This window comes from Corynebacterium sp. HMSC074C03 (assembly GCF_001838285.1).
GTDB classification, from domain to species: Bacteria; Actinomycetota; Actinomycetes; order Mycobacteriales; family Mycobacteriaceae; genus Corynebacterium; species Corynebacterium amycolatum.
Genome location: NZ_KV836215.1, coordinates 1 through 25,004, shown reverse-complemented (window position 1 = coordinate 25,004; position 25,004 = coordinate 1). Strand labels below are relative to the sequence as shown.

Sequence of the window (25,004 nt, the reverse complement as noted above, 5' to 3'; positions counted from 1 at the left end):
TAAACCAGGTACTCTAGGTGACGTGATTGATCTCAAATTTCTCCGCGAAAACCCTGAAGTAGCCCGCGAGTCCCAGCGCACCCGTGGTGAGGACCCGGCATTGGTCGATCAGCTGCTGGAAGCTGACGCTAAGCGCCGTGAGGTTATTGCCTCCACCGACGCGCTGCGTTCGGAGCAGAAGGGCTTCGGTAAGAAGATTGGTCAGGCGTCGAAGGAAGAGCGCCCGGCCATGCTGGAGAAGGCCAAGGAGCTTTCCGACGCCGTGAAGGCAGCCGAAGCGGAGCAGAAGGAAGCCGAGGCTGAGGTCGAGCGTCTGCAGTACCTGATTGGCAACATCGTTACGGGTGCGCCCGCCGGTGGCGAAGATGACTTTGTCGTGCTGGAGGAAATTGGCGAGATTCCACAGTTCGATTTTGAGCCCAAGGACCACCTGGACCTCGGTGAGTCGCTGGGACTTATTGATATGGAGCGTGGCGTCAAGGTCTCCGGTTCCCGCTTCTACTTCCTGACCGGCTACGGTGCCATGCTGCAGCTGGCCATGATGAACCTGGCTGCTCAGAAGGCAACTCAGAATGGTTTCCAGCTGATGGTGCCGCCAGTGCTGGTTCGTCCGGAGACCATGTCGGGTACTGGTTTCCTCGGTGCGCACTCCGATGAGATTTACTACCTGCAGGAAGATGACCTCTACCTGGTCGGTACCTCGGAAGTCGCGCTGGCCGGCTACCACTCCAACGAGATTATTGACCTGTCGGAGGGGCCGCGTCGCTACGCTGGTTGGTCTTCCTGTTTCCGTCGTGAAGCGGGCTCTTACGGCAAGGACACCCGCGGAATCCTGCGCGTGCACCAGTTCGACAAGCTGGAGATGTTCTCCTACTGTCCGCCGGAGCAGGCGGAGGCAGAGCACCAGAAGCTGCTGAACATGGAGCGCGAGATGCTGGCCGCGGTCGATGTTCCGTACCGCATCATCGATGTTGCTGGTGGTGACCTGGGTGCATCTGCTTCCCGCAAGTTCGATACCGAGGCGTGGGTTCCGACGCAGAACACTTACCGCGAGTTGACCTCGACTTCGAACTGCACGACTTTCCAGGCTCGTCGTTTGAAGACCCGCTACCGCGATGCCGATGGCAAGTCGCAGTACTGCGCCACCCTAAATGGCACGCTGGCCACGACGCGTTGGCTGGTCGCCATTCTGGAGAACCACCAGCAGGCCGATGGTTCTGTGGTGATTCCGGAGGCGCTGCGTCCGTTCATGATGGGCAAGGAAGTTCTCGAGCCGGTTAAGTAGGTGCGGCCCCGCCCCCAGCTCATCCGCGACTTCACGACACCTATGTCACCTCATGCCACCTCCACAGCTGGCACGAGGTGACATAGGTGTCGTGAAGTGGCTTTTTCGGGCGTGAGTCGTGTAATTGCGCTAAAAAATTACTTGGGGGATTGAGAAGGTAAAAACACCAGGAAGGTTGAGTGTAGAAACACAACCGAAAACACAACTGAATCAGGGGGATAGCCTCACTCGAGGTGGTAGAGGTTGTTTACAACATTCGGATTACAACAATCTTTCTGATGAGTCTTTCACCTGCTGATGTCTCCTGCACCGTGATTTAAGCTGCTCCAGCTTTCTGCCACGTGGCCTTCAGCCCAGCGAAGAGGGGAAAGACAAGGCATGCGGCCGAAGCTGCGACCGATGCCACGGCAACGCCAGCTTGGACTAATGCTGGATTGAGCTCGGAGTTTTCTTCCGTGAAGACGCCGATCAGCTGAGATGACGCAACCGTGCTTGCGAGCACGCCTAGGGACGCAATGCGCAGAGTATCTTCGCGGTCATCTGCCTTGAGCAGCGAAGCAGCTGAGAATCCAGCTCCGACCGTAGAAACCACGAAGGGAAGAAGCAGAGTTTCCTTCGGTGCTGTCTTTTGAACTGCCTCGCCGTTTAGCTTCCATTTTGTATGGACTTCTGAAGGCAACTGCTTCCAGCACCTGGCCAGTGCGACTCCGTGCGCAACCGTCACAGCCGCGGGGAGAAAAGCGGTCGCCTGCAGCGCGCGAGCCGGAATTTCAGAGATAACCTCACCGTCAATATCGTCCGGTCGGACAATGCCCAGCTTGGTGGCCACCGCAGCCCAATTAACGGACCAGCCGAAACCCAACAGGTGAGGTTGGAGGATCCGCGGGTCGTTCATATTCCACAGGGAAGCGCGACCGCGCTTGGAAAATGCTCGAAGTGGGTTGCTGAGGTAGCGTCGCAAAGCGCTCGGTTCACCAACTTGTTCGGCTACGCAATTGGCGTAGTCGGTCGCCGTTCCCAGCTCTTCGGCCAGGTCCGCGTGGACGTCGTTAAGCTCTTGCAGAAGACTCTCCTGCTCCGCGATGATGGCCTTGCGTTGTGCGTGCGATATGCCGATTTCGCGCAGTTTGTGGTCGATGGCGGTGAGATAGGTGTTCATTGGGGCTCCTCGGAAAATAGTGCGGTCATGTCGGCGGATAGGTCGATGAAGTCCTGATGTAGCTGTGTGAGTGTTTGCAGTCCTTTGTCTGTTAGTGAGTAGTACTTGCGGGGCGGCCCCTTGGGGGATTCCTCCCAGCGATTGCTAATCAAGCCGTTGGTGGTCAGCCGCGAGAGTAGGGGGTAGACGGTTCCTGCGGGCGCGCTGAGGTGGGGGTAGGCGTTGAGCTTTGCGACGAGTGCCGCGCCATAGAGTTCTTCGCGAGAAATCAGCTTGAGAATGGCGAGCTCAAGTACCCCCTTCTTCAGTTGCGTTTGTGGGCGTTTGGGCATGGCGTTGTGCTTTCTTTCCGGCGGTAGAAGGAAGTTGTTTGAGCATAATGCTTTTCATACCTAGTACCTTGTAATGCCAACTATACTCCCGGTAGTTTGTATTGCCAAGTACTGAACGCCTATATAGCTGGCAGAGAACAGGGCAAAGAAAATGGGGGCAATTGTCAGAAGACAATCGCCCCCATTCCACCGGGTTAGCTCTATGAAGAACTCGTAACAGCTAGGAAGCGGTTCGGTTCCTATTTAGCGCTCAATTAGATGCGCGCATCAAGCCAGGCAATAGCCGTCGCAATGGCCTCATGCTGTGCCGGCTCATTGAAGGTCTCGTGGAACTGGCCTTCGAACTCGATCAGCTGCTTGTCGGTGGACGAGATACCGTTGTACCAGTCACGCGAGAAGAACGGCGGCACAATCTCATCCTGGCCACCCATCATGACCAGGGTCGGCTCAACGAAGTCGACGGAGTTGGTGCCGTTGTAGGTAGCGGCAAACGCCATCTGCTGTCCCATGCCGAGCGAAAGCTTGGAGTTGTTGTACGGATCAGTGCCGTATTCATCACGCACTGCCTGGGAAGAAGAGGTTTTCGCACCCAGCGGGTTGCCAACCTGAATCAGGTCAGTGCCCGGCAGCGATGGGACGCGCATCTCGGCACGGTTCGGTACTTCCTTGAGCATGCGCGTGTTGAAAGTAGTCATGTCCTGGAACGGCAGACGCTGGTAAATCGTCGGCTGTGCTTCGCGCTGGACATCGGTCATGGCTTCTGGGGTGATGGTTTCGCCCTTGTCCGTGCCGCCGTAGGGGTTGAACAGAGCGCCACCGCCGTTGGCGACGATGCCGTCGACACTGCCCGGGTACTTGATGCCGTGGAAGTCCACAGCAAGACCGCCCATGGAGTGGCCGAGCAGGAAGGTCTTCGTGCTCGGGTTCTCCGCCTTGGCCTTCTCTACAAGCATGTGCAGGTCATCGACAAGCGAGTGGAAATCATCGATGTGGCCACGAGCAACTGGAGTGCCTTCAACCTGACCCGTGTGGCCGTGACCGCGGTGGTCGAGGCGGTAGACGTTGTAGCCGGCGTTCAGAAGCTTGCCGGTTACCCACTCGTAGCGACCCAGGTGCTCTGCAGCGCCATGCACGACGACGACAGTGGCCTTGGCGTTCGGAATGGTGTTGGACTTCCAGTAAATCTGGGTGCCCTTGCCATCCTGTGAGGTCATGTAGCCGTCGGTGACCGTCACGTGGCGTCCGTCAACCGTGGTAGTTGGTGCCGGGGTGGTTGGTAGCTCGACCATTGCAGTGGACTGCGGGTCAGGGGTTGGCTCCAGCGGGTTCTTGATGAAGTCCGTTGGGGCTGCTGATGCTGCCGGGGTGGCCAGTGTCAAAGTCAGGGCGGTGGTCACACTCGCAGTGAAAATCGATGCGCGACGCATGATTGCTCTTTTCTATTTTCAATCGAGGAGCGGATGGTAGTGATAATAATTTTATTATAACAAATAAGCCCTGAATTTATAATAAAAATGGCTCGGAAAACCGATCCGGTTTTCCGAGCCATTTTTAGGCTCTTACGAGGGCTTATTCAGGCTTCGGTGCCTCCTCATCATCGGTATCCTCGACCCAGCCGTAGGTGCGTTCAACGGCACGGTTCCACTGGTGGAACAGGCGATCGCGCTCTTCGGCCTCCATCTTCGGACGCCACTTCTTGTCAATTGTGATGTGAGCCTTGACCTCATCCAAGCTCGACCAGAAGCCAACGCCCAGACCTGCACCATATGCAGCGCCGAGAGCTGTGGTTTCAATGTTGTTCGGGCGCGTGACAGTGACATCTAGGATGTCGGACTGGAACTGCATGAGGAACTCGTTCATGGTCATGCCGCCATCAACGCTCAGCGTCGTGATGTCCGTGCCGGATTCTGCGACCATGGCATCGAGAACCTCACGGGTCTGGTACGCAGCAGCCTCCAGCACAGCGCGGGAGATGTGGTTGCGGTTAACGAAGCGAGTCAGGCCGACGATGACGCCACGGGCGTCCGGCTGCCAACGAGGAGCGAAGAGACCGGAGAATGCCGGCACGATGTACACGCCACCGTTGTCCTTGACACTCTTTGCTTTGTTCTCGATGGAAGCGGCATTTGGAATCATTTGCAGCTCGTCACGCAGCCACTGAACAAGTGCGCCGCCCATGGAGACAGAGCCTTCGAGAGCGTAGACCGGCTTCTCGCCCTCGACCTGGTAGCAGACGGTGGAGATGAGGCCGTGCTCGGACCACTTCGGGTTCTCGCCGGTATTCATCAGCATGAACAGGCCAGTGCCGTAGGTGTTCTTGGTGTCGCCCTCGCCGAAGCAGCCCTGGCCGAACATGGCGGCCTGCTGGTCGCCGAGAATACCTGTAATGGGCAGGCCGGACAGCGCATCGCGGGCGCGAACGCGGCCGAAGTCGCCTACCGACGGGCGGATGTCCGGCAGCATCGACATCGGAATGCCAATCTCACGGCAAATGTCCTCATCCCACTCGAGGGTCTTGAGGTCCATCAGGAGAGTACGGGATGCGTTAGTGACGTCCGTTGCGTGGACTGCAGATTCGCCGTTGTCGCCCTCTGCGCCGCCGGTGAGATTCCACAGCAGCCAGGTGTCGATCGTGCCGAAGAGTAGGTCGCCAGCCTCAGCCTTTTCGCGAGCGCCCTCGACGTTGTCGAGAATCCAGCGTACCTTTGGTCCAGCCGGGTAGGAGTTGATACGCAGGCCCGTGGTCTCACGCCAGCGGTCCGCGCCTTCATCCCCCATGAGCTCCTTACAGATGGCGTTCGTGCGGGTGTCCTGCCAGACGATGGCGTTGTAGACCGGTTCACCAGTGTTCTTGTCCCAGACGACAGTGGTTTCGCGCTGGTTGGTGATACCGATTGCCTCAATGTCCTGGGAGGAGATGTCGCCATCAGCGAGAGCTTCACTGACTACGCGACGGGTGTTGGTCCAAATTTCCTGGGCATCGTGCTCGACCCAGCCCTCTTCCGGGAAGATCTGCTTGTGCTCCATCTGGGCGACAGTGACGATCTCTGCGTCATGGTTGAAGATGATGCAGCGGGTGGAAGTAGTTCCCTGGTCAATGGCGAGGACATATTTGCTGTGCATCATGGGGGATACTCCTAGCGAAATTGTGTGTAAATGTGAGTTTTCGGACTTGCGCTATTTTATTGTGCGATTACTCTCATATTCCCGTTATCCGATGGCAAAGGCAAGAGCGCCTGCAGCTACGGCAGCCAGCATCGGTGCGACAATCGGGACCCATGCATATGCCCAGTTCGCATCGCCCTTGCCCTTAATCGGGAGCACGAAAGCGTAGGCCAGACGGGGGCCGAGGTCACGAACCGGGTTGATGGCGTAACCGGTTGGGGAACCAAGGGAAAGACCAATCGACACAATGATGAACGAGACACCGAAGTAGGTCAGCGGACCAAGCTCGCCGCCGGCTGGGCCGAACAGGATGAATGCGAGCAGAACGAAGGTCGCGATGAACTCGGTGACGGCATTCCAGAAGTTATTTGGATGAATCGGTACGGTGAAGAAGTTGCCACCGGTCTCGGCATTTGCATTGGTCGGATTGCCGTTGTCGTCAACGCCATTGGCATCGAACAGCTGCTTAAACGCGGCCCATGCCAGGATTGCACCTACGAATGCGCCCAACAGCTGACCTGCGGCATAGTAGGGGACCAGGCTCCAAGCCAGGCTGCCTTTGACTGCCAGGGCAACGGTTACCGCTGGGTTCAAGTGCCCGCCGGATACGTCGGCAATAGATGCGCCAGCGAAAACGGCCATACCCCAACCGAAGGCAATGCCCATCCAACCAGCATTTGCTGCGCGGGTAGTCCGGAGATTGATAGAGGCGCAGACTCCGTTACCGAGCAGAATCAGAATGGCGGTTCCGAAAAACTCCCAGAGGAATGCCTGGGATCCTGTGATTGTCTCCATGAGATGTAGAAAACTCTCTGTGAGTCGTGACCGGGCAAGGTCACGATGAATCTTGCAACGTAGAATTCTTTAGGTATAAGAAATGCCGGCGAGAAACTATTTTTCGCCGGCACTTTTATTTCGACCCCATCAGCCCTTTGAAGTGCGAAGCCGTTTTCCCGAGAAGGAAGCTATTTCGTTGTGGCTACAGCGCTGGTGGCCATTCAAGAGCTAACTCGTATGGCCACCTAGGGGAGGGTGGGAAATGAACTAGCGGTCGAGGCTGACGTCGACGTCCGCGCGAGTTTCCACTGCATGAGCAGCAATCTCGTTAGCGGCCTTGTCGGTCAGTTCATGCTCAGCTGCCAGGGTTGCTTCGACGCGTTCGATGAAGACCTTGATTTCCTTCTCCATCGTCTCCTTGTCCCAACCCAGAGCTGGGGCAACCAGTTCCGCGGTGGCCCGGGCACTGTCGACGCCACGGTGTGCGTACTCCATGGAGACACGCAGGCGGCGCTCCAGAATATCGTCGAGGTGCATTGCGCCCTCGTGGGTCACTGCGTAGAGGACCTCAGCGCGCATGTACTGCTCAGCGGCCTCCAGCGGCTCGAGCAGGGACTTGTCCTCGGCTGCCGGAGCCAGAACCTCGTAGATGAGGGAGCCGTAGCGGTTGAGCAGGTGCTCGACCTGCTTTTCGGTGATACCGAACTGCTTGGCCAGCTCTGCCTTCTGGTTGTTCAGTGCGTGGTAACCATCAGCACCGAGTAGCGGGACATCAGCGGTGACGGACTCCGGTACCTTACGTGGGACATCCTGGACTGCAGCGTCAATGGTATCGGCACCGATGACGCGGTAGGTGGTGTACTTACCGCCTGCGACGGAGACCATGCCCGGAGCAACGTGGGCAACAGCGTGGTTACGGGAGAGGTTGGTGGTGGAGTCGGAGTCGCCTTCCACCAGTGGACGCAGACCCGAGTAGACACCGACGATGTCGTCGTAAGTAATCGGACGACGAACCTTGGCGTTGACGTGATCGAGGATGTAGTCGATGTCAGCGCGGGTAGCTGCCGGGTTTGCCAGGTTCATGGTCCAGTCGGTGTCGGTGGTGCCGATAATCCAGTACTCACCCCACGGGATAACGAACAGGACGGACTTCTCAGTCACGAAGGTCATTGCCACCGAGCCCTCAAGAGCGGACTTCGGAATAACAATGTGGACACCCTTGGAGGTGTGGACGCGGAACTTGCCGGTGACGCCAGCCAGCTTCTCAATCTCATCGGACCAAATGCCGGTGGCGTTGACGAAAACGTTGCCGCGGATAGTGGTGGTCGCGCCAGTGTCGGTGTCAAGGAGCTTCGCGCCGACGATGCGCTCGCCTTCCTTCACGAAGTCGACAACCTGGGTGGAGGTGCGGACGTCAGCGCCGAAGTGAGCAGCGGTGCGCAGGACAGTCATGGTGTGACGGGCATCGTCAACCAGAGTGTCGTAGTAGCGAACGCCGCCGACCACGGCATCTTCCTTCAGGCCCGGAGCCTGCTTCAGGGTTCCCTTGCGGGAGTAGTGCTTCTGCATCGGAACCTGCTTGGCGCCACCCATGACGTCGTAAAGGAAGAAGCCCGATGCCATGAACGGACGCTCCCATACGCGGTGAGTCAGAGGGAAGACGAAGCGCAGTGGCTTAACCAGGTGCGGTGCCAGATGCGACATGGACAGTTCGCGCTCGCGCAGGGATTCAGCTACCAGGCGGAAGTCCAACATCTGCAGGTAGCGCAGACCGCCGTGGAACATCTTTGAGGAGCGGCTAGAGGTACCGCCTGCGAAGTCACGAGTTTCAATGACCGCAGTCTTCAAACCGCGGGTTGCGGCATCGAGCGCAGCGCCAGCGCCTACAGAACCGCCGCCGATAATGACGACGTCGTATTGCTCGGTACCGAATTTCTCCCAGGTCTTTTCATGCTGTTCCTTGTTCAGAACTGCAGATGGGGCGAGAGATGAAGAGGACGACATTTTCCAATCCTTCCCGGTGGGGGCGTTGATTTTTTCGTCGAAGAGAATTTCTCGGCTCATGGCTCAGGTTACCAAAACTCGGCTTACTTGTGAGCGCCAACCTACGGTTACGTAGATATAAATAATGGGGCAAAAAGTCACGAAAATCGCGCCAGTAATGTTGTCCGATTTTCCGCAGGTAGATGGCTATGTTAATAGAGGTTTTCCACTTTTAGACTGAAAGTCAGCTGGCAATGAAACCCCCCATAATGGGGGTATCAAAGATGGCTGATGGGTGGGCAATGGGTGCACGGCGGGCGTGTGGCGTATTTGAGAGGCGATGACTGGAACTGCGCTCGCATTTACACATGAATATGAGCCTGTAACGACATTTATTCACGAGTCTCAGATACCAGTACATATTGCCCCGCTAAGGGGTGCGAAAGATTGTAGAGTAAAGGCCATGTTCAAGGATCCTGTGTACTTAACGATTATCGGATTGGCGCGCACCGTCTTCTTTGCCCAAGGTTTGAAGTTCACCGTTAAGGGCTGGGAAAACGTGCCGAAAGACTCTGGGGCCGTTCTCGTTACTAACCACACCGGATACATGGACTTCACCTATGTCGGTCTTCCATTCCGCAAGCACCGCCGTTTTGTCCGTTTTATGGCGAAGAAAGAAGTGTTCGACCACTCGGTCGCAGGACCAATCATGCGTGCTTGTAAGCACATTCCGGTCGATCGCACTGACGGCTCCAAGTCTTTCGAAGAGGCCTGCGCGAAGCTGGAAAACGACGAGTTGGTAGGTATCTTCCCGGAGTCGACTATCTCGCGCAGTTTCGAGGTCAAGAATTTGAAGTCCGGCGCAGTGCGTATGGCGCAGCGCACCGGCAAGCCCATCATCCCCGTGCTGATTGTGGGATCCCAGCGCGTGTGGACGAAGGGGCACCCCAAGCATCTCGGCCGCAGCAATACTCCGATTCACATTACGGTTTTGCCACCGTGGACACCGGAGGGGGATCCGGCAGAAGCCACCGAGAAGCTGCACGAAATCATGGATCAGGGCGTTCGTCAGCTCTGGGACGAGTACGCAGCTGAAGAAGGTCCCCTGCCGAAGGGCGCCTACTGGGTGCCGGCTCGTCTTGGCGGTGGCGCACCGACTTTCGAAGAGGCACAGGCAGAGGACCTGAAAGTCGAAGAAGAGCGCCAGCGTATCCGTCATTTGCGCGGTGACCTGGCTGCATTCAAGGAAAAGCTAGCCGAGTCGGCGCGTGAATTCGGCGATAGCGCGCGTGAATTCGGCGATCAGACCAGGCAGCAGTTCCTCGATGCCTCGCACACGATGAGCGCGGAGTCTGCTCGTCGAAGGGAACAGACGACCGCGCTGTTGGCGCAGTTCCGTCAGTCTGTGGAACAGATGGCCGATGATGTCGTCGCCGGCGCCAAGGAGAGCAAGGAGTCCGTGCGTACTGCCACGGATTCGATGCGCGTGACGTTCCGCGAAGCGTACGTGCAGCTCGAGAAGGCCTCCGCCTCTGGTGTTGAACAGACGCAGCAGACCGTTTACCGTCTTATCGGCCAGTCGATGATGATTCGCGACAAGCTTCCACAGCGCTTGAACAGGCTCATCACCGCTCAGCCGGAGACGTTTATCTTCGATTACCCCGCATCGCTTGCCGACGACGCGGGCACAATTAGCGAAGAAACTATCAAGGCCTTGCAGCAGCTCGGTGATGTCGGAGCCACAATCGTTGTTCTGCACGAGTCGGGAGATAAGCCGAATCTATCGGCTTTGGAATCGGTTGACCTGCAGGTCGTGGAACTTCCGGAGGGCGCCAGCAAGCTGGACGTCACAAATGCGGTGGTTAGCACGCTGCGCAAGCAGGCTCGCAAGGAAGAAACCGCGATTCTTTTTGCCGGTCGCTCGAACTTTGAGGAAGCTACACAGCGTGTCGGCATGCCGGTAGTTATGGCCGATGCGGACTGGCCCTTGCTGAAGAACGCGGACTGGGTAATCGACACTGTCGAGCATGGGGGAGTAGCTGCAACGCTGCAGCTGTTGCACGATCGGTTCTGCGATGACGGTGAAGATGACAACAGTGAGGACGGCAAGTAGTTCGAAGTGACCGAGAGACTACATCCACTACTCGTAGCTTCGGATATTGACGGGACGTTCATCGACTCGCGGGAGCGGGTAACTCCCCGCCTGCGACAGGCCGTCACGCGAATGCTACGCCGCGGCACCCCGTTGGTGCTGGCCACGGGAAGGCCGGCCCGGTGGTTGCAGCCAGTGCTCGAGCAGCTGCCGGTTCAGCCGTTGTGCGTGTGCGCCAATGGCGCCGTGATTTACGACTCCGGCCGTGATGAAGTAGTTGCCGCCAACACACTGAAGCCAGAGACGCTGCGATACGTCGTTAAGCATGCGCGCGAAGCGACGCGATCCATCGGTGGAATCGGCATTGCGGCAGAGCGCGCTGGGACATCGGCGAATGACGCCATCGATGAGCTTTTTGTGGTGGCACCGTCCTATGACCATGCGTGGGAATCGGATGAGCACGGTGAGCTTGCTGAAGAGGCCGTGTTGTCAGAACCCGCGACGAAACTCTTGCTGCGAAACTCAGATGTGAACAGTGCCCAGCTATATGAACTGGTCGCCCCCGCAATTGACGCGAGCCTGGCGCACGTGACCTACTCCATGCCGGACGGGCTTTTGGAGGTGTCCGCGCCGGGCGTGACTAAGCGCGCCGGGCTTGAATACGTATCTGAACTGGTCGGAGCGACCGCGAAAGATGTGGTCTGCTTCGGTGACATGCCGAACGATATCGAGATGCTGTCGTGGGCGGGCACGGGTGTGGCCATGGGCAATGCGGCTGACAACGTCAAGGAGATTGCAGACGAAATCACCGCCACCAATGATGATGACGGTGTTGCTCGCGTGCTGGAGCGCTGGTTCTAGCTAGCCTCGAGGTTTTCCCCGCGCCAGCTAGCTCACCCAGCGCTCGACAGCGTTTACTTCAGCTCGGTCTTGACTTCGCCGGTGGTGCGGTCGAAGGTGATTGAACCGTTCTGGAACTCAGCGCGCTCGATGTTTCCATCGACCACCTGGGTCTTCGTCGGGGCACCCAGCTTGCCGACCTCGAAGCCCTGGCGGGCCCACTCATCAGCAATCTTGCCCCAGATAGCGTGCGCGCCGGTGGTGTCGGAGTCGGTGATTACGCCGTTGGAGAACTTCACGTAGCGCAGGGCATCGGCCTGGCCAGCATTGTTCGCTACGGTAGAACCGCTCTGGATACCGGACATTGCGTAACCGAGAACGGAGCCCATTTCCTCGGAGACTTGGCGCCATTCGGCAGCCAGGTCGTTCTGCTCATTGATAGTGATGATCTGGTCAATCAGGACCGGCAGGTCAGCAATCGATGGGCCGTTTTCAATCGAGCGTCCAACGGCACCCAGAATCGCATCGGCGGTCTGTCCGAGCCCCGGTGCGCCGAGCATGCCCAGCGCCGAGGCCAGCATCGAACGTGCACCCGAGACTGTCTCCAGAGCTTGTGCCTTTTGCTGCTCGTCGGATGCGCTCGGCGAGGAGGAGTTGCTCTGCTCGCTTGCCGACGGTGCGGAGGAGTCAGCCGTAGCAGTGTCACCGGTGTTCGTGGCGTCGGTTGGCTCCGAGGTATTCGAAGTACCCGAGGTGGTCGAGTCGGAGCTCGACGTTGTCGAAGAAGTGGTGCTCGATGCGCTCGAGGACTTCTCGGAGGACGAGGTCGTGGACGTACCCGTGGATGCCGAGGTGGTCGAAGTGGTCGAGGTCGACGTGCTCGACTGCGAGTCTGTGTTCTCGGTGGTCTTATCGTCCTTTTCATCCTGCGGAACGAGGAGATCAATCAAGCCGTCAGGCCCCTCATTATCAATCTTTCCGCTGGTGAGTGTGTTGTACTTCTTCTCGGCAATCGAGCGGATCTTGCTCATCTGGGCGTAGCCAGCATCACCTGGGCAGGTGGTGTTACCAACGTCGCGGTGCGCGAAGATTGTCGGCAGAGTGACCTGCTTACCGTATCCGTACTTGGAGTAGCTGGTGCCACCCGAAGTCATCTGGATCTGGCCGGTCGGCTTGATGCCGGCGACCTTCAGGCGCCAACCAATCATATTGCCCACCGAGTTCAGTGCAGCCTCACTGGGAGCAACCGAAGAGTAATTACCCATCATGGAGATGCCGAAAGTACCGGTGTTGAAGCCACCTGCGTGTGCGCCCTGGACATTCTTATCCAGCCCACCGTAGCGGCCCTCGTAGATGTTGCCGTACTTGTCGACAAGGGCGTTGTATCCGATGTCGCACCAGCCCAGAGTCTGTGCGTGGTACTGGTAAATGCCGCGGACGATACCAGCGGACTGGCTCTCGGTGTAGTTGTTTGAACCAGCGGTGTGGTGCACGGTGGCACCGACAAGCTTGCTGTCGTAGTCCGCGCCCTTACAGCGGTTATTCTCGTTGGCGCCCCAGCCGGCACGGGTAATGACCTTCGGCATGCCCGTGACATTCTTGGCATCCACAATTGGGTCGATGCCGGATGCAGCAGCCTGGCCGTCGATTAGCACTGCGTCGACCTGGTCGATCGGCAGTTCATCGGCGACCGGTTCGATGTCCGTCCACTTCACCGGGAGATTCGGCGAGTCCAGATTTGCAGCGTCGTTAGCGTTCGGAGCAGTCGGGTCATCGAGTGCGTCCCCAGGAGCTGCATCCGGAGTCTGCTGGTAGTCGGAAGCGGCCTCGGCGACATCCTTGGCCGCATCCGTAGCGGAATCCTTTGCATCCTCCACGGCCTTCTTGGCGCCCTCGGCATTAATCTCGTCGAGGTTGAGCTTGGACAAATCCAGCTTCTCAGCGCCCTTGATGTCCTTCAGATCCACGCCGGAACCCGGGCCGAAGATGTTGAGTCCGTGGGTGGAAACCTGAACACGCTTGGTTGGCTCGATGTAGATGAGCTCCGTTCCGTTCAGGCCGTTGCCATTGCCTTCAGCGGGGTAGTCCGGGTCAACGCTGAACCAGTCGGACCAGGAGCCGTCGGCGCGCTCGGCGCGGACGAAGCTGGCGATATCAGGGTCGCCGGCCCACGTCAGCGCAAACTGGGAAAACTCAGTATCGGAGGTAATTTCCTTGACGACACCGCGGTTGGGATGAGCCTCGTCAGCAAGCGACTGCGTTGCGATTGCTGCATCTTCGACGAGAACGGAGACGCTGTCTGCAAGCGACTTGCTCTGGACAACCGGGTCGATGGGGCCGGCGCCGTTTTCCTCGATGAGGTCATAAGCGGCACCTGCGCCGACAACGGCAACGGGTGTCAGGGCAAGGGTCGCCACGGCAGCGAGTACCAAGGATTGCTTGGCACCTGCGCGGCGATTGATGCGGCGGCGACTAAACACGGTAATAACTCCTGGGTGATTACGAAAATCTGGTGTTACACCACAAATGTGATGTGGTTATGCCTGGATTAGATAAGCGGGGGGGCTTAGTTCTGAGGTGCGAACCAGGCCTGCGTAGCTTCGGCAGGGTTGGTTGGCAGGGATTCAGTTAGAAACTCACCAACAACCTCGCCTGGCGTGGGCGTTTCCACGTTTCCGAGGGAACCGCCGTTGTCGCCCGATTCGCCGGTGCCCGGAATCGGCGGAATGCTGGCGGCCTCTCCGTCCTGGTTGTTCGGATCCGTCGAGCGGCCGGCGATATCCGCTCCACCGGCACCATCAAACTTGGCTTTGGCTGCAGCGCGGATGGCATCCATCTGCTGGTAGCCGAAGGTGCCCGGGCAGGAGGTGTAGCCGGTGTCGCGGTGACCGAAGATGGCCGGGAGGTTCACGGTCTGGCCGGAGCTGTAGCGTGCCTTCGAGTAGCCGGCGCTGGTCAGCGCGGCGGTGGACATCGGATCGACGCCACCGACCTTCATGCGCCAGCCGACCATCTCGCCGAGTGCAGTGACGGCCGCATCCGGAATCTCCAGCTGGTCGTGATTGCCCATCACCGAGATACCGAAGGTGCCGTTGTTGAAGCCACCTGCGTGTGCGCCCTCGATGTTCTTGTCCAGGCCACCGTAGCGGCCCTCGTAGATGTTGCCGTACTTATCGACCAGCGCGTTGTAGCCAATATCGCCCCAGCCCAGCGTATTTGCGTGGTAGGCATAAATGCCACGGACAATGGCTGGCCCCTGGGACTCTGAGTAGTTATTGGAACCCGCGGTGTGGTGGATGCACGTGCCCTTGAAAGTGCTGTAGGAGCTCGAACCGCTGCGGATGGACTCATCTGCGCCCCACGCTGCACGGCTGATTACATTTGGCGCGCCGGCAATCGACGACTCGTACGCAACTGGCTGAATAACCTCGCCGACCTGCTCTACGCCGTCGATGAAAACTGCCTGGACGGCGTTGAGGGACAACGCGGCCGTAGCGCTGACGAGGTCCTGCAGGGAACCGCCGATAGTGGCGGGGTCAAGGTTGTCGATACCAATGATGTTGCGGGGATCCAGGCCTTCGAGGAGGTTCAGGCCGACAGTCGACACCTGCACGCGACGGGTGGGCTCAACGAACAGCAGCTCGGTGCCGGACTGCCCGGAGTTATTCATCGGACCGTGTGAATCAGCGTGGAACCACGGGCCAAAGCTGCCGTCTTCGCGCTCGGCGCGAACGTAGAGCTGCAGATTGTCATCGCCCGGCCAGGTGAGTGCGAACTGGGAGAACGGTTCGTCGCGGGTGATGTCCTTTACGAATCCGCGAAGCGGGTGCAGGGCATCGGTAATGGCATGGGTGCCGACGGCTGCGTCGTCAATCATCATCGTGACAGCGTCAACCAGCGGCGATGTTGAGATCTTGGCCGCGATGGGGCCTACGCCTGGGCTTTCAACCAGGGTAGGGGCCTGGCGAATACCCCATGTTGCTAGTGGAGCTGCGGCAGTAGTAGCTGCCAGTCCATAGAGGAAGGTGCGACGGCCCATCGACGGGGCATTGATGCGACGGCGAGTTGGCACGGTAAAAGCTCCAAAAAATGGGGTACAGGGTTATCGACCCGAGGTCTACCCGGGGTCGAAGGGAAGGAAAGTTGCAAAGCAACAGAAAATTCTGAGGAGGATGTTACCAGTGTGACTAAAAAAATCTAGTGAGACATCTGTGTTTCCTCGTTAATTTTGGGAAAATTATCAAATAATGTGACCAAACGAACGTTGGGCCGGGCTCACGTGGACGTCGTAAAACCCGCGTGTACACCCGCAAACCGGATGGAAATGCAATAGGTTTTAAGGCGTGAGTAGCGAAAAGAACACCACTGCCAATGAATTTGCTCCGAAGTCCCTACAGGACATCAAGGACAACACCTACGACCTCATCGTGGTCGGCTCGGGTTTCTTCGGTTTGACCGTTGCTGAGCGGACCGCCAATGAGCTGGGTAAGCGCGTGCTCGTTGTTGAACGCCGCAACCACATCGGCGGCAACGCCTACTCGGAGGCAGAGCCGGAGACCGGGATCGAGGTGCACAAGTACGGTGCGCACCTGTTCCATACCTCTAATAAGAGGGTGTGGGACTACGTCAACCAGTTCACTGACTTCACCGACTACCAGCACCGCGTGTTCGCTATGTACAAGGGCACCGCATACCAGTTCCCGATGGGGCTGGGGCTGATCAACCAGTTCTTCGGCAAGTACTACAGCCCGGACGAGGCTCGTCAGCTGATTAAGGACCAGACCGATGGTCTGGATCCGCGTGACGCGAAGAACCTTGAGGAAAAGGCAATCTCCCTGATTGGTCGCCCGCTGTACGAGGCATTTATCAAGCACTACACCGCCAAGCAGTGGCAGACCGACCCGAAGAACCTGCCGGCCGGCAACATCACCCGTCTGCCCGTTCGCTACACCTTCAATAACCGCTACTTCAACGACACCTACGAAGGTCTGCCTGTCGACGGCTACACCGCCTGGCTGGAAAACATGGTGACCTCCGACAAGATTGACGTTGTCGTTGAGGCCGACTGGTTCGAGGTGCGCGACGAGCTGCGCGCTGCCTCCCCGGATGCCCCGGTTGTCTACACCGGCCCGCTGGATCGCTACTTCGACTACGCAGAAGGCAAGCTGGGTTGGCGCACGCTGGACTTCGAGATGGAGGTCCTCAACACTGGCGACTTCCAGGGCACCTCGGTGATGAACTACAACGACGCGGACGTGCCGTACACCCGTATCCACGAGTTCCGCCACTTCCACCCGGAGCGCGATTACGTCAAGGACAAGACGGTAATTGTTAAGGAATACTCCCGCTTCGCCGACGATGGCGACGAGGTGTACTACCCAATCAACACTCCGGAAGACCGCGAGATGCTGGAGGCCTACCGCAAGCTCGCTGCAGCAGAAGCACAGGAGAACAAGGTCCTCTTCGGTGGTCGCCTGGGCACTTACCAGTACCTGGACATGCACATGGCCATCGGTTCCGCACTGTCGATGTTCGACAACAAGATTGCACCGTTCTTCAACGATGGTGAAGCGATTGAGCAGGAGCGCGGGCACTAGTTTGCCGCTTGCGGCTCCCGCGCTAGTATTGCGCGAGTGTCGCGCGAAGAAAACCAAACCGAAGTTCCCCAGCAGGGGCCATTGCTACAGCGTGTGAACAAGTTTCTCACCCTGCCGGTGGCTCCCGTAATTCTGGTTCTCATCGGTTCTCTCGGCACCCAGGCCGCGGCCGTGCTGGTCACCGACATGCTGTCCACGGTCGGCGCGCCGGGCATATCGGGCCTGCGCATGACCGCTGCCGCCATCATCATGGTGGTTCTGTTCCGGCCAAAGTTATCCGGAATGACCCGCGCTCGTGCCATCAACATCGTGGTCTACGGCGTCGCTATGGGCATGATGAGCATGATGGTGTACGCCGCCATCGCCCGCCTCCCGCAGGGCGTTGCCGTCACCATCGACTTCCTCGGCCCCTGCGTCGTGTCCTTCCTGGGTCTGAAAATGTGGCGATCCCGCCTGTGGGCCATCGTCGCTTTCATCGGCGTTGCCCTAATCGCCCAGCCCTCCAATGACCTGGACCTTATCGGCATTGGTTACGCCGCGATCGGCGCGATTTTCTTCGGCGCCTACACACTCTTCTCCGCCCGAATGGGCAGTTCCGAGGGCGGCGGCATGCCGGATCTGGCGCTGTCAGTGGTCGTCGCAGCAATCGTGCTCGCGCCGTTTTCCGTTTCCGCCGCACCGCTTGTCGACGGTTCGATGTGGGCCACCATCGTTATTTCTGGGTTCATTGGTGCTGTTATTCCCTACGTGATGGACACCATCGCTGCGGGAATTGTCTCAGCGGCGGTCGTCGGCACGCTCTTTGCACTGGATCCGGTTATCGGTGCAATCCTGGGCTGGGCGTTTTCCGGTGACCGAGTGACTTGGTCCATGGCGCTGGGCATTGTGCTGATCGCGGTAGCCGGCGCGATTATTACCTGGCGTGGGGCGCGGGAGTCGCGCGAGCTTGCGCAGTAGAAACGCGAATACCGGAACCCGCCGAAAGGTGGGGTTTCGACGTGTTCTGCTGGAAAACAACAGTGAATGCGGGTAAGTTTGTCGAAGATTTATTGTTTCTTAAGGTAATTCCCTGAAGAGGAAACACGCCTGATAGCTCCCACCGGCCGTGGGGAATCGCACATTGTGAGGAGAATGCACACGTGAAAATCACCTCTACTTTCCGTGGTTGGCGCCGAAAGGTTGCAGCCGTTGCATCCGCAGTAGCTGTGGCTGCGTCTGCATTGACCATGGCGCCGGCCGCGAGCGCGGCAGGTGACCGAGGCTCGCTGCGCCCGGGTTGTGAGTGGGATTCGTACCAGTACTTCACCCAGAAGTGCCAGGTTTATTCGCCGGCCATGGATCGTAATATTCCGGTTCAGATTGTGGCCTCTGCCAATGGTGGTAACAAGGCTCTCTACCTGCTAGATGGCCTGCGTAGCCCGGCTGATGCCTCAGACTGGGTGGAGCACGGTAACGCCCCACGTACTTTTGAGGGATCCAACGTCAACCTAGTTATTCCAGGTGGTGGCGGCGGTAGCTTCTACACCGACTGGAAGCGTCCGTCGGTTAGTGTGCACGGTCCGTTTGTAAACATGTGGGAGACTTTCTTAACTCAGGAACTGCCGGTTTACCTTGAGCGTGAGTTCGGCATTTCTCGCACTGGTAACTCCATTGCAGGTCTGTCCATGGGTGCATCTGCTGCACTGTCGCTGGCATACAACCACCGAGACCAGTTCGGTCAGGCTCTTGCCTTCTCCGGTTACCTGCACACCACTGCGCCGGGTATGACCACTGCAATTGAGGCTGCTCAGCTGTCGGCTGGTTACAGCTCCTTCGACATGTGGGGTGCGCCTATGTCAGCGGAGCGTGTCCGCAATGATCCGTACCTGAATGTCGAGAAGATGAAGGGGCTGGATTTGGTTATTACCTCGGCAAATGGTGTTCCGGATGAGGTTCGTGACCCGAAGAACCTCTACCGTGTCGTCCCGAAGGCCGGTGGCGTTGCGCTGGAGTCGCTGTCCCGCTTGTCCACCCGCGAGTTTGAGTTGCGTGCTCGTACCTCCGGTCTGGATGCGACGTTTGAATACGAGCCGACCGGTATCCACGATTGGCCGACCTGGGACCGTAACCTCCAGAACTCCAAGGCCCGCATCGAAGGTTTCCTCGGAGCTTAAAACTAGAACCTGAACGAAAAGCCCCTATGCGCAGCAGATAGTCCGCAGCGCGTAGGGGCTTTCACATTCTGGGCTGTCGCTAGCGTGGCAACAAGAGGCAATCCGCCACTGGCACTAGGATGCTATGAGATAGAAACGTCGGTAACTTATCGGCGGCAACATCCCCGGTAGACCTTTCGGAAAGTGGTTGATACGTCTCATGGCATCACAGCCTGAACAAAAGCGGACACATACCCCGACAACGTCGTCAAGCCTTGCCGTTGAACGCCTGCAGCGGATTTTGCTGCCAAAGTTGGGTGAGCCCCGTGATGTCCGCTCGCTCTACTTGGTTGAGCCGGAGACTAATGCCGGTCGTGTGCAAGCACATTCCCGCACCTCAGCCACTATTCCGGCGGGTGATGAAGTTAGTTTTGAAACCTACTTCAATGCTTTTCCGGCCAGCTACTGGCGCCGGTGGACGAATCTGGACAATGTTGTCCTGCGCCTAGAGCTGTCTGGTACTGCGCGTGTGGACATTTACCGTTCGAAGATTGACGGTGCGCGCATCGCCGTGACCGGCGAAGTTGTCGGTGATTTGGGTGCGGCAGCTGAAGGTGCAGAAGCCAAGGTGGACGGCAAGGATGTCCACGTCTGCGAAATCCCAGTACCGCTGACGCAATTTGAAGACGGCGGCTGGATTTGGTTCGACCTCACCTGTGAGACGGACTTGGTAATCCACTCCGCAGGTTGGTACTCCGATATCGAGGCACCGAGCCAGACGTACCCGGACGGCACGGAGCACCCGGCGCCGGAGGGACGCGTCACTATCGGCATCCCGACGTTCAATCGCCCGACCGATGCAGTTGCTGCTCTCGAGGCGCTGTCCTCGGATTCGGAAGTTGACGCCATCATCGACGCTGTTTTGATGCCTGACCAGGGCACGAAGCATCCGGCAGACGAGCCGGGCTTCGATACTGTCGCCGAGCACTTCGGTGACCGCCTGCGTATCTTCCCTCAGGGAAATCTCGGTGGTTCTGGCGGGTACTCCCGCATTATGTACGAGGCCCTGGGCGGTCCGGATTCGGATTCGAAGCGAGCGACCGATAGTCCGTTCATCCTCTACATGGATGACGACATCGCCATCGAACCGGATTCTATTCTGCGCGCGGTCGCCGTCGGCCGGTTCGCGAAGTCCCCGATGTTGGTCGGCGGTCAGATGCTGAACCTGCAGGAGCGCAGCCACTTGCACTCGATGGGTGAGGTTATCGGTCGCCATGACTTCATGTGGACCTCCGCGCCACACGTCCACTATGACCACGACTTTTATGCGCACCCGCTGCGCGATCGCGGGGAGCACGGCACTAACGCAACCGGTGAGGTTGTTGATTCGAAGGACCTTCACCGTCGCATCGATGTTGAGTTCAACGGCTGGTGGATGTGCCTGATTCCGCGCGTCGCTGCTGAGACAATCGGTCAGCCGCTGCCTCTGTTTATTAAGTGGGACGATGCCGAATACGGCCTGCGCGCAGGCAGGGCAGGCTTCCCGACGGCCACGTGGCCGGGCGTTGCAATTTGGCATATGGCCTGGTCGGATAAGGACGATGCGATTGATTGGCAGGCGTACTTCCACCTGCGCAACCGCTTGATTGTCGCGGCTCTTCAGCACGAGGGCGATGCTGCCGGCATCGTGCGTTCCATGCGCAAGGCCACGTTCAAGCACCTCCTGTGCCTGGAGTACTCCACTGTTGCCATCCAAAACGAAGCCATGAAGGACTTCCTGGCAGGCCCGGAGCATCTGTTCGACATTCTCGAATCTTCGCTGCCGCGCATCAATGCCCTGCGCAAGAGCTTCCCCGACGCGGTTGTGCTGCCGAGTGCAGGTGATCTGCCAAAGCCCTCCGGTATTCCGGGGGTTCCGACAAAGGATGTCGGTGGTCGTCTGGGCAAGCTGAAGAAGGTCGGTTGGCTGGCCAAGGGGCTGCTGCACAGCGTGCGCCCGGAAAACTCCGAGCACCACGATGTGCCGCAGGCGAACCTGGCGCCGCTGGAGGCTCGTTGGTTCTCCCTGTCTCGCTTGGACGGTGCCACCGTTAGTACCGCTGACGGCCGTGGCGTGGTGTATCGCCAGCGTGACCGCGACAAGGCCAAGGCTCTGCTGGAAGAATCCTGGGAGCTGCAAAAGCAGGTTGAGGAGCGTTTTGAGCAAATGCAGGCACGCTACCGCGCAGCCTATGACCATCTGACCAGTAGGAAGGCCTGGGCGAATGTCTTCGAAAATTAAAGGCGATCCGTTCGGCGAGTCCGACGTTCTCGTTAATATTCAGCACACGCTTAACGACGTCCCGGGGGTGCTGCCCACCGCGCGTGCCATGAGCTATTTCGGTGAACACGCCCTTGGGTGGATGGGGCTCGCTGCTCTCGGAGCAGCGGTGGATAAGGAGCGACGCATTGGCTGGGCAAAGGTCGGTGTGGCCGCCTTTACCTCGCATGCGGCATCGGTGGTGCTTAAGCGCATTGTCCGTCGCCCGCGTCCCCATGACCGTCGTATAGCAATCGGCGTTGGTACACCGAGCAAGCTGAGTTTCCCGTCCTCGCACGCGACGTCGACGACGGCGGCGCTGGTGGGGATTGCCAAGCTGGGTTACCCGGCAGCACCGGCCGTGGGGGTGCCGGCGATTATGCTCTCTCGCCTGGTGTTGGGAGTGCATTACCCGACGGATGTTGCTCTCGGAGCGGCGCTGGGTACAGCCACTGCTCTTGCGGTGGACAGGATAGGTGATAAGGTCATCGAGCCGAAAAAGGCGCAGCATAACCAGGGTGGACAGCCCTCCATTGCGGAAAGGAATGCACAGTGACACAGGCGGAGAACGACAACTTGGCCAATGTGTCGGCCAACCAGCGGCAAGCTTCTCAATCAAGGATTGGGTCCGAGCCGCACACTTCCGGTATCGATGAGCCTGCGCACCCGCAGGGGCATCCGCCGAAGAATCTGCTGGACGGCATGATCAAGGCGCTTCGCCCGAAGCAGTGGGTGAAGAACGTCCTGGTCATTGCGGCTCCACTGGCAGCCGGCAACGAGATCATGGACTCGGGACGTTCGATCGGCACGCTGACCGTCGACATCCTGGTGGCGTTTGTGGCCTTCTGTTTGGCAGCATCGTCGATTTACCTGATTAATGATGCCCGCGATGTCGAGGCTGATCGTGCGCACCCAACCAAGCGCTTCCGCCCAATTGCCGCTGGCGTACTGCCGGTGAGCATGGCGTACATTATGGCGGTCGCGCTGATTATTGGTTCGATTGCGGTGTCCTGGTTTGCCTCTGAGGGGCCGGGGCTAGCAATTGTTGTGGCTGTATACATTGCGCTGCAGCTCGGTTACTGCTTTGGTCTGAAGCATCAGCCGGTGATTGATATTGCGCTGGTGTCCTCGGGTTTCATGCTGCGTGCAATGGCCGGCGGTGTTGCTGCCAACATCAACCTGTCCCAGTGGTTCTTGCTGGTTGCCGCCTTTGGTTCGCTGTTTATGGCAGCCGGTAAGCGTTACGCTGAGCTGCTGTTGGCGGAGCGTACAGGTAAGAAGATTCGTAAGTCGTTGCAGGGTTACACCGCGACTTACCTGCGCTTTGTGTGGACCCTCGCTGCGACCGCCGTGGTACTGAGCTACGCGCTGTGGGGCTTCGAGATGGGGCGCGCACCGGGCACTTCGTCCACTTCGGCTATTTGGTACGAGATTTCGATGGTTCCATTCACTGTGGCCATCCTGCGCTTCGCAGCCGACGTCGACCGTGGTGATGCGGGAAGCCCGGATGAGATTGCGCTCAAGGACCGTCCGCTGCAGGCACTGGCCGTCCTGTGGCTGCTGTCCATTGCCATCGCTGTCTACGCTGTTCCGGCTCTGGGGTAGTTCCTTGCTCTTTTCCCATTAAGCGAACTGCGGTTTCCGTCGGTTTCTCGTCGGTTTCTCGTCGGGTTCAGTTGGTAGCTGAAAGCCCATGCATCGAGGGGTGCATGGGCTTTTTCTGTACCTCGTTAGTACTTAGGTTGTGTTTGGGGTTCTTGTAGGCGTGTTTTAGATGTCTCAGTCAGTCCTACGGGTCAGCCGGGGGCAGAATTACAATTCTGTAATTCCTCGCTGGTAAACAGTGTTTCTCCTTGTGGTAGATAGTTTTGTCGGGAAATGTGAGAAATATTACGGAATGGTTACGATTTTAACTTGGTTGTAGGGAAACGATTGAGTATCGTTACATACTCGAGATTCTTTTGTGGAGTCTCCAGTTGTCGCGTCACAACTGGAAGCAGAAAAGCGAAAGCTCGCGCAAGCGACTGCCTCCGAGAAGTCTGGCGCGGAGGTAAGTCCGAAAGTTAATGAGGAGAACGATGAGCTTTACTGCAGTGAGTCGTAACTTCACGGTGAAGGTCGTAGCTGCCCTCGTAGCGGTTGCGATGGTCTTTGGCGGCATCATGCTCGCATCCGCGAAGGACGCGAGTGCTGATCCAAACCGTGATCGACTGCGCCCAGGCTGTGAGTGGGATCCATACAACTGGTGGGTTCAGTACTGCCAGGTTTTCTCGCCAGCTATGAACCGCAATATTCCGGTTCAGATCAAGGCGGCTACTGGTGGCGGCGATGCCTCCCTGTACATGCTCGACGGTCTGTGGGGCTTTAATAAGGGTGCGTCCGGTTGGATTTGGTCGGGCCATATTGCTCAGACTTTTGCCAATGACAACATCACTCTGGTTGCGCCGGCTGCTGGCGACGGCTCCTTCTATGCCGACTGGAACGCTCCGGCAGTGACCGCTGAAGGGGTCAAGACCCAGAAGTGGGAAACCTTCCTGACCCAGGAGCTCCCGGTCTATTTGCAGCGTGAGTTTGGTGTTAATCCAAACCGCAACGCGATTGCTGGTTTGTCCATGGGCGCAGCCGCGGCAGTGGCACTGGCGGCCCGTCACCGTGATCAGTTCAAGCAGGTCACTTCGCTGTCCGGTTACTACCAGATGTCCAACCCGGTAGTTGCTACGGGTACCACTGCAATGGTGGCCGGCACTGGTGTTGTGAATCCGACTGGCATGTGGGGTCTTCCGGTTCCGGCGTCGGCGGAACGCCAGGCTCATGACCCTTCGATGCTGCTCGATCAGCTCCAGGGGCTGCCGATGTATGTTTCCTCCGCCCAGGGTGTTCAGAGCCTGTGGAGTGACCCGGAGGTTTTGAACCGTCCGGTGCCGCAGCTCCCTGACACTGTCTGGCGTGCCGTAATGGAGTCCGTCTCCCGCGCTTCGACGCAGCGCTTTGAGCAGGACGCTCGCGCTGCCGGCCTCAATGCGCAGTTTGTCTACAGCCCGAACGGTATCCACTCGTGGGAGCTGTGGGGCCGTGATGCCGCGCTTGCTCGCCCGTACATTCTTGGGGCGCTGGGGCTTTAAGTCGGTATTTGTTTCAGAGCGCTCTGGTGCCCTGGTGTGCTGACCTAGCTCTGGTGCTGGATAACTGCTTAAAGGGGCTAGCTTCTTAAGAAGTCTCAATTTTGAAAAAAAGACCAATCCTTTTGTTGGGATTGGTCTTTTTTCTGTGTCGAGTCCGGGTTTGGATGCTGAGCGGAAGGTGTGGGTAACGGGTTAAGTAAAGAAAAGTGTGTCTTTTCCGG

General features: G+C 58.3%; 18 protein-coding genes. 10 read left to right on the top strand and 8 right to left on the bottom strand.

What is annotated here, in order from left to right; genetic code table 11:
• Positions 1–22: 22 nt before the first annotated feature.
• Positions 23–1,285 carry a serine--tRNA ligase gene (gene serS, locus HMPREF2847_RS05815; RefSeq protein WP_049181855.1) on the top strand — a complete coding sequence of 421 codons (1,263 nt, stop codon included), beginning with the start codon at positions 23–25 and terminating at the stop codon, positions 1,283–1,285.
• Positions 1,286–1,601: 316 nt separating this feature from the next.
• Here the strand turns inward: serS and HMPREF2847_RS05810 are convergent, their stop codons facing one another.
• From HMPREF2847_RS05810 to HMPREF2847_RS05785, 6 genes are all read right to left on the bottom strand, one after another.
• Positions 1,602–2,444, bottom strand: coding sequence for a DUF5808 domain-containing protein (locus HMPREF2847_RS05810; RefSeq protein ID WP_070851800.1), 843 nt, complete (start codon positions 2,442–2,444; stop codon positions 1,602–1,604).
• Positions 2,441–2,776, bottom strand: a complete 336-nt coding sequence (locus tag HMPREF2847_RS05805) for a PadR family transcriptional regulator (protein ID WP_070833560.1) — start codon at positions 2,774–2,776, stop codon at positions 2,441–2,443. Before HMPREF2847_RS05805 ends, HMPREF2847_RS05810 begins: the two co-directional genes overlap by 4 nt.
• A 254-nt stretch (positions 2,777–3,030) precedes the next feature.
• Positions 3,031–4,203, bottom strand: coding sequence for an alpha/beta hydrolase (locus HMPREF2847_RS05800; protein WP_070851799.1), 1,173 nt, complete (start codon positions 4,201–4,203; stop codon positions 3,031–3,033).
• Positions 4,204–4,345: 142 nt separating this feature from the next.
• Positions 4,346–5,902 carry a glycerol kinase GlpK gene (gene glpK, locus HMPREF2847_RS05795; RefSeq protein ID WP_070851798.1) on the bottom strand — a complete coding sequence of 519 codons (1,557 nt, stop codon included), beginning with the start codon at positions 5,900–5,902 and terminating at the stop codon, positions 4,346–4,348.
• Between the two features lie 84 nt (positions 5,903–5,986).
• Positions 5,987–6,736, bottom strand: coding sequence for an MIP/aquaporin family protein (locus HMPREF2847_RS05790; protein WP_187401111.1), 750 nt, complete (start codon positions 6,734–6,736; stop codon positions 5,987–5,989).
• A gap of 249 nt (positions 6,737–6,985) precedes the next feature.
• Positions 6,986–8,722, bottom strand: coding sequence for a glycerol-3-phosphate dehydrogenase/oxidase (locus HMPREF2847_RS05785; RefSeq protein ID WP_070652834.1), 1,737 nt, complete (start codon positions 8,720–8,722; stop codon positions 6,986–6,988).
• A 442-nt stretch (positions 8,723–9,164) separates the two neighbouring features.
• Here HMPREF2847_RS05785 and HMPREF2847_RS05780 point away from each other — a divergent pair, with 442 nt between their 5' ends.
• Together HMPREF2847_RS05780 and HMPREF2847_RS05775 are read left to right on the top strand one after the other, a co-directional pair.
• A complete protein-coding gene (locus tag HMPREF2847_RS05780) occupies positions 9,165–10,814 on the top strand; it encodes a lysophospholipid acyltransferase family protein (RefSeq protein WP_070851797.1) in 1,650 nt (549 codons plus the stop codon).
• Positions 10,815–10,820: 6 nt separating this feature from the next.
• On the top strand, positions 10,821–11,654 hold the full coding sequence (locus HMPREF2847_RS05775; protein WP_070437289.1) for a Cof-type HAD-IIB family hydrolase: 834 nt from the start codon (positions 10,821–10,823) through the stop codon (positions 11,652–11,654).
• Positions 11,655–11,707: 53 nt separating this feature from the next.
• Here HMPREF2847_RS05775 and HMPREF2847_RS05770 read toward each other — a convergent pair whose 3' ends face one another.
• Together HMPREF2847_RS05770 and HMPREF2847_RS05765 are read right to left on the bottom strand one after the other, a co-directional pair.
• Positions 11,708–14,113, bottom strand: coding sequence for an N-acetylmuramoyl-L-alanine amidase (locus tag HMPREF2847_RS05770; protein ID WP_070851796.1), 2,406 nt, complete (start codon positions 14,111–14,113; stop codon positions 11,708–11,710).
• Between the two features lie 86 nt (positions 14,114–14,199).
• Positions 14,200–15,705 (bottom strand): N-acetylmuramoyl-L-alanine amidase, encoded by a 1,506-nt coding sequence (locus HMPREF2847_RS05765; RefSeq protein ID WP_070851795.1) that lies wholly within the window; start codon positions 15,703–15,705, stop codon positions 14,200–14,202.
• 328 nt (positions 15,706–16,033) lie between these two features.
• Between HMPREF2847_RS05765 and glf the strand changes: the two genes are divergently transcribed.
• The 7 genes from glf (at position 16,034) to HMPREF2847_RS05730 (ending at position 24,783) form a co-directional block, all read left to right on the top strand.
• Positions 16,034–17,230, top strand: coding sequence for a UDP-galactopyranose mutase (glf, locus tag HMPREF2847_RS05760; protein ID WP_070851814.1), 1,197 nt, complete (start codon positions 16,034–16,036; stop codon positions 17,228–17,230).
• Positions 17,231–17,266: 36 nt separating this feature from the next.
• Positions 17,267–18,187: an EamA family transporter gene (locus HMPREF2847_RS05755; protein ID WP_246821957.1), complete on the top strand. Its 921-nt coding sequence runs from the start codon at positions 17,267–17,269 to the stop codon at positions 18,185–18,187.
• 182 nt (positions 18,188–18,369) lie between these two features.
• Complete coding sequence (locus HMPREF2847_RS05750; protein ID WP_070851793.1) at positions 18,370–19,383, top strand: alpha/beta hydrolase; 1,014 nt, start codon at positions 18,370–18,372, stop codon at positions 19,381–19,383.
• 199 nt (positions 19,384–19,582) lie between these two features.
• The gene (locus tag HMPREF2847_RS05745) at positions 19,583–21,643 is read left to right on the top strand and encodes a glycosyltransferase (protein ID WP_070851792.1); all 2,061 of its coding nucleotides are present in this window, start codon (positions 19,583–19,585) and stop codon (positions 21,641–21,643) included.
• On the top strand, positions 21,627–22,217 hold the full coding sequence (locus HMPREF2847_RS05740; RefSeq protein WP_070600976.1) for a phosphatase PAP2 family protein: 591 nt from the start codon (positions 21,627–21,629) through the stop codon (positions 22,215–22,217). The genes HMPREF2847_RS05745 and HMPREF2847_RS05740 overlap by 17 nt, the downstream gene beginning before the upstream one ends.
• A gap of 29 nt (positions 22,218–22,246) precedes the next feature.
• Positions 22,247–23,266, top strand: coding sequence for a decaprenyl-phosphate phosphoribosyltransferase (locus tag HMPREF2847_RS05735; protein ID WP_048734319.1), 1,020 nt, complete (start codon positions 22,247–22,249; stop codon positions 23,264–23,266).
• A gap of 473 nt (positions 23,267–23,739) precedes the next feature.
• Entirely contained in the window at positions 23,740–24,783 is a 1,044-nt protein-coding gene (locus HMPREF2847_RS05730; protein ID WP_070851791.1) for an alpha/beta hydrolase, read from the top strand.
• Positions 24,784–25,004: the final 221 nt, after the last annotated feature.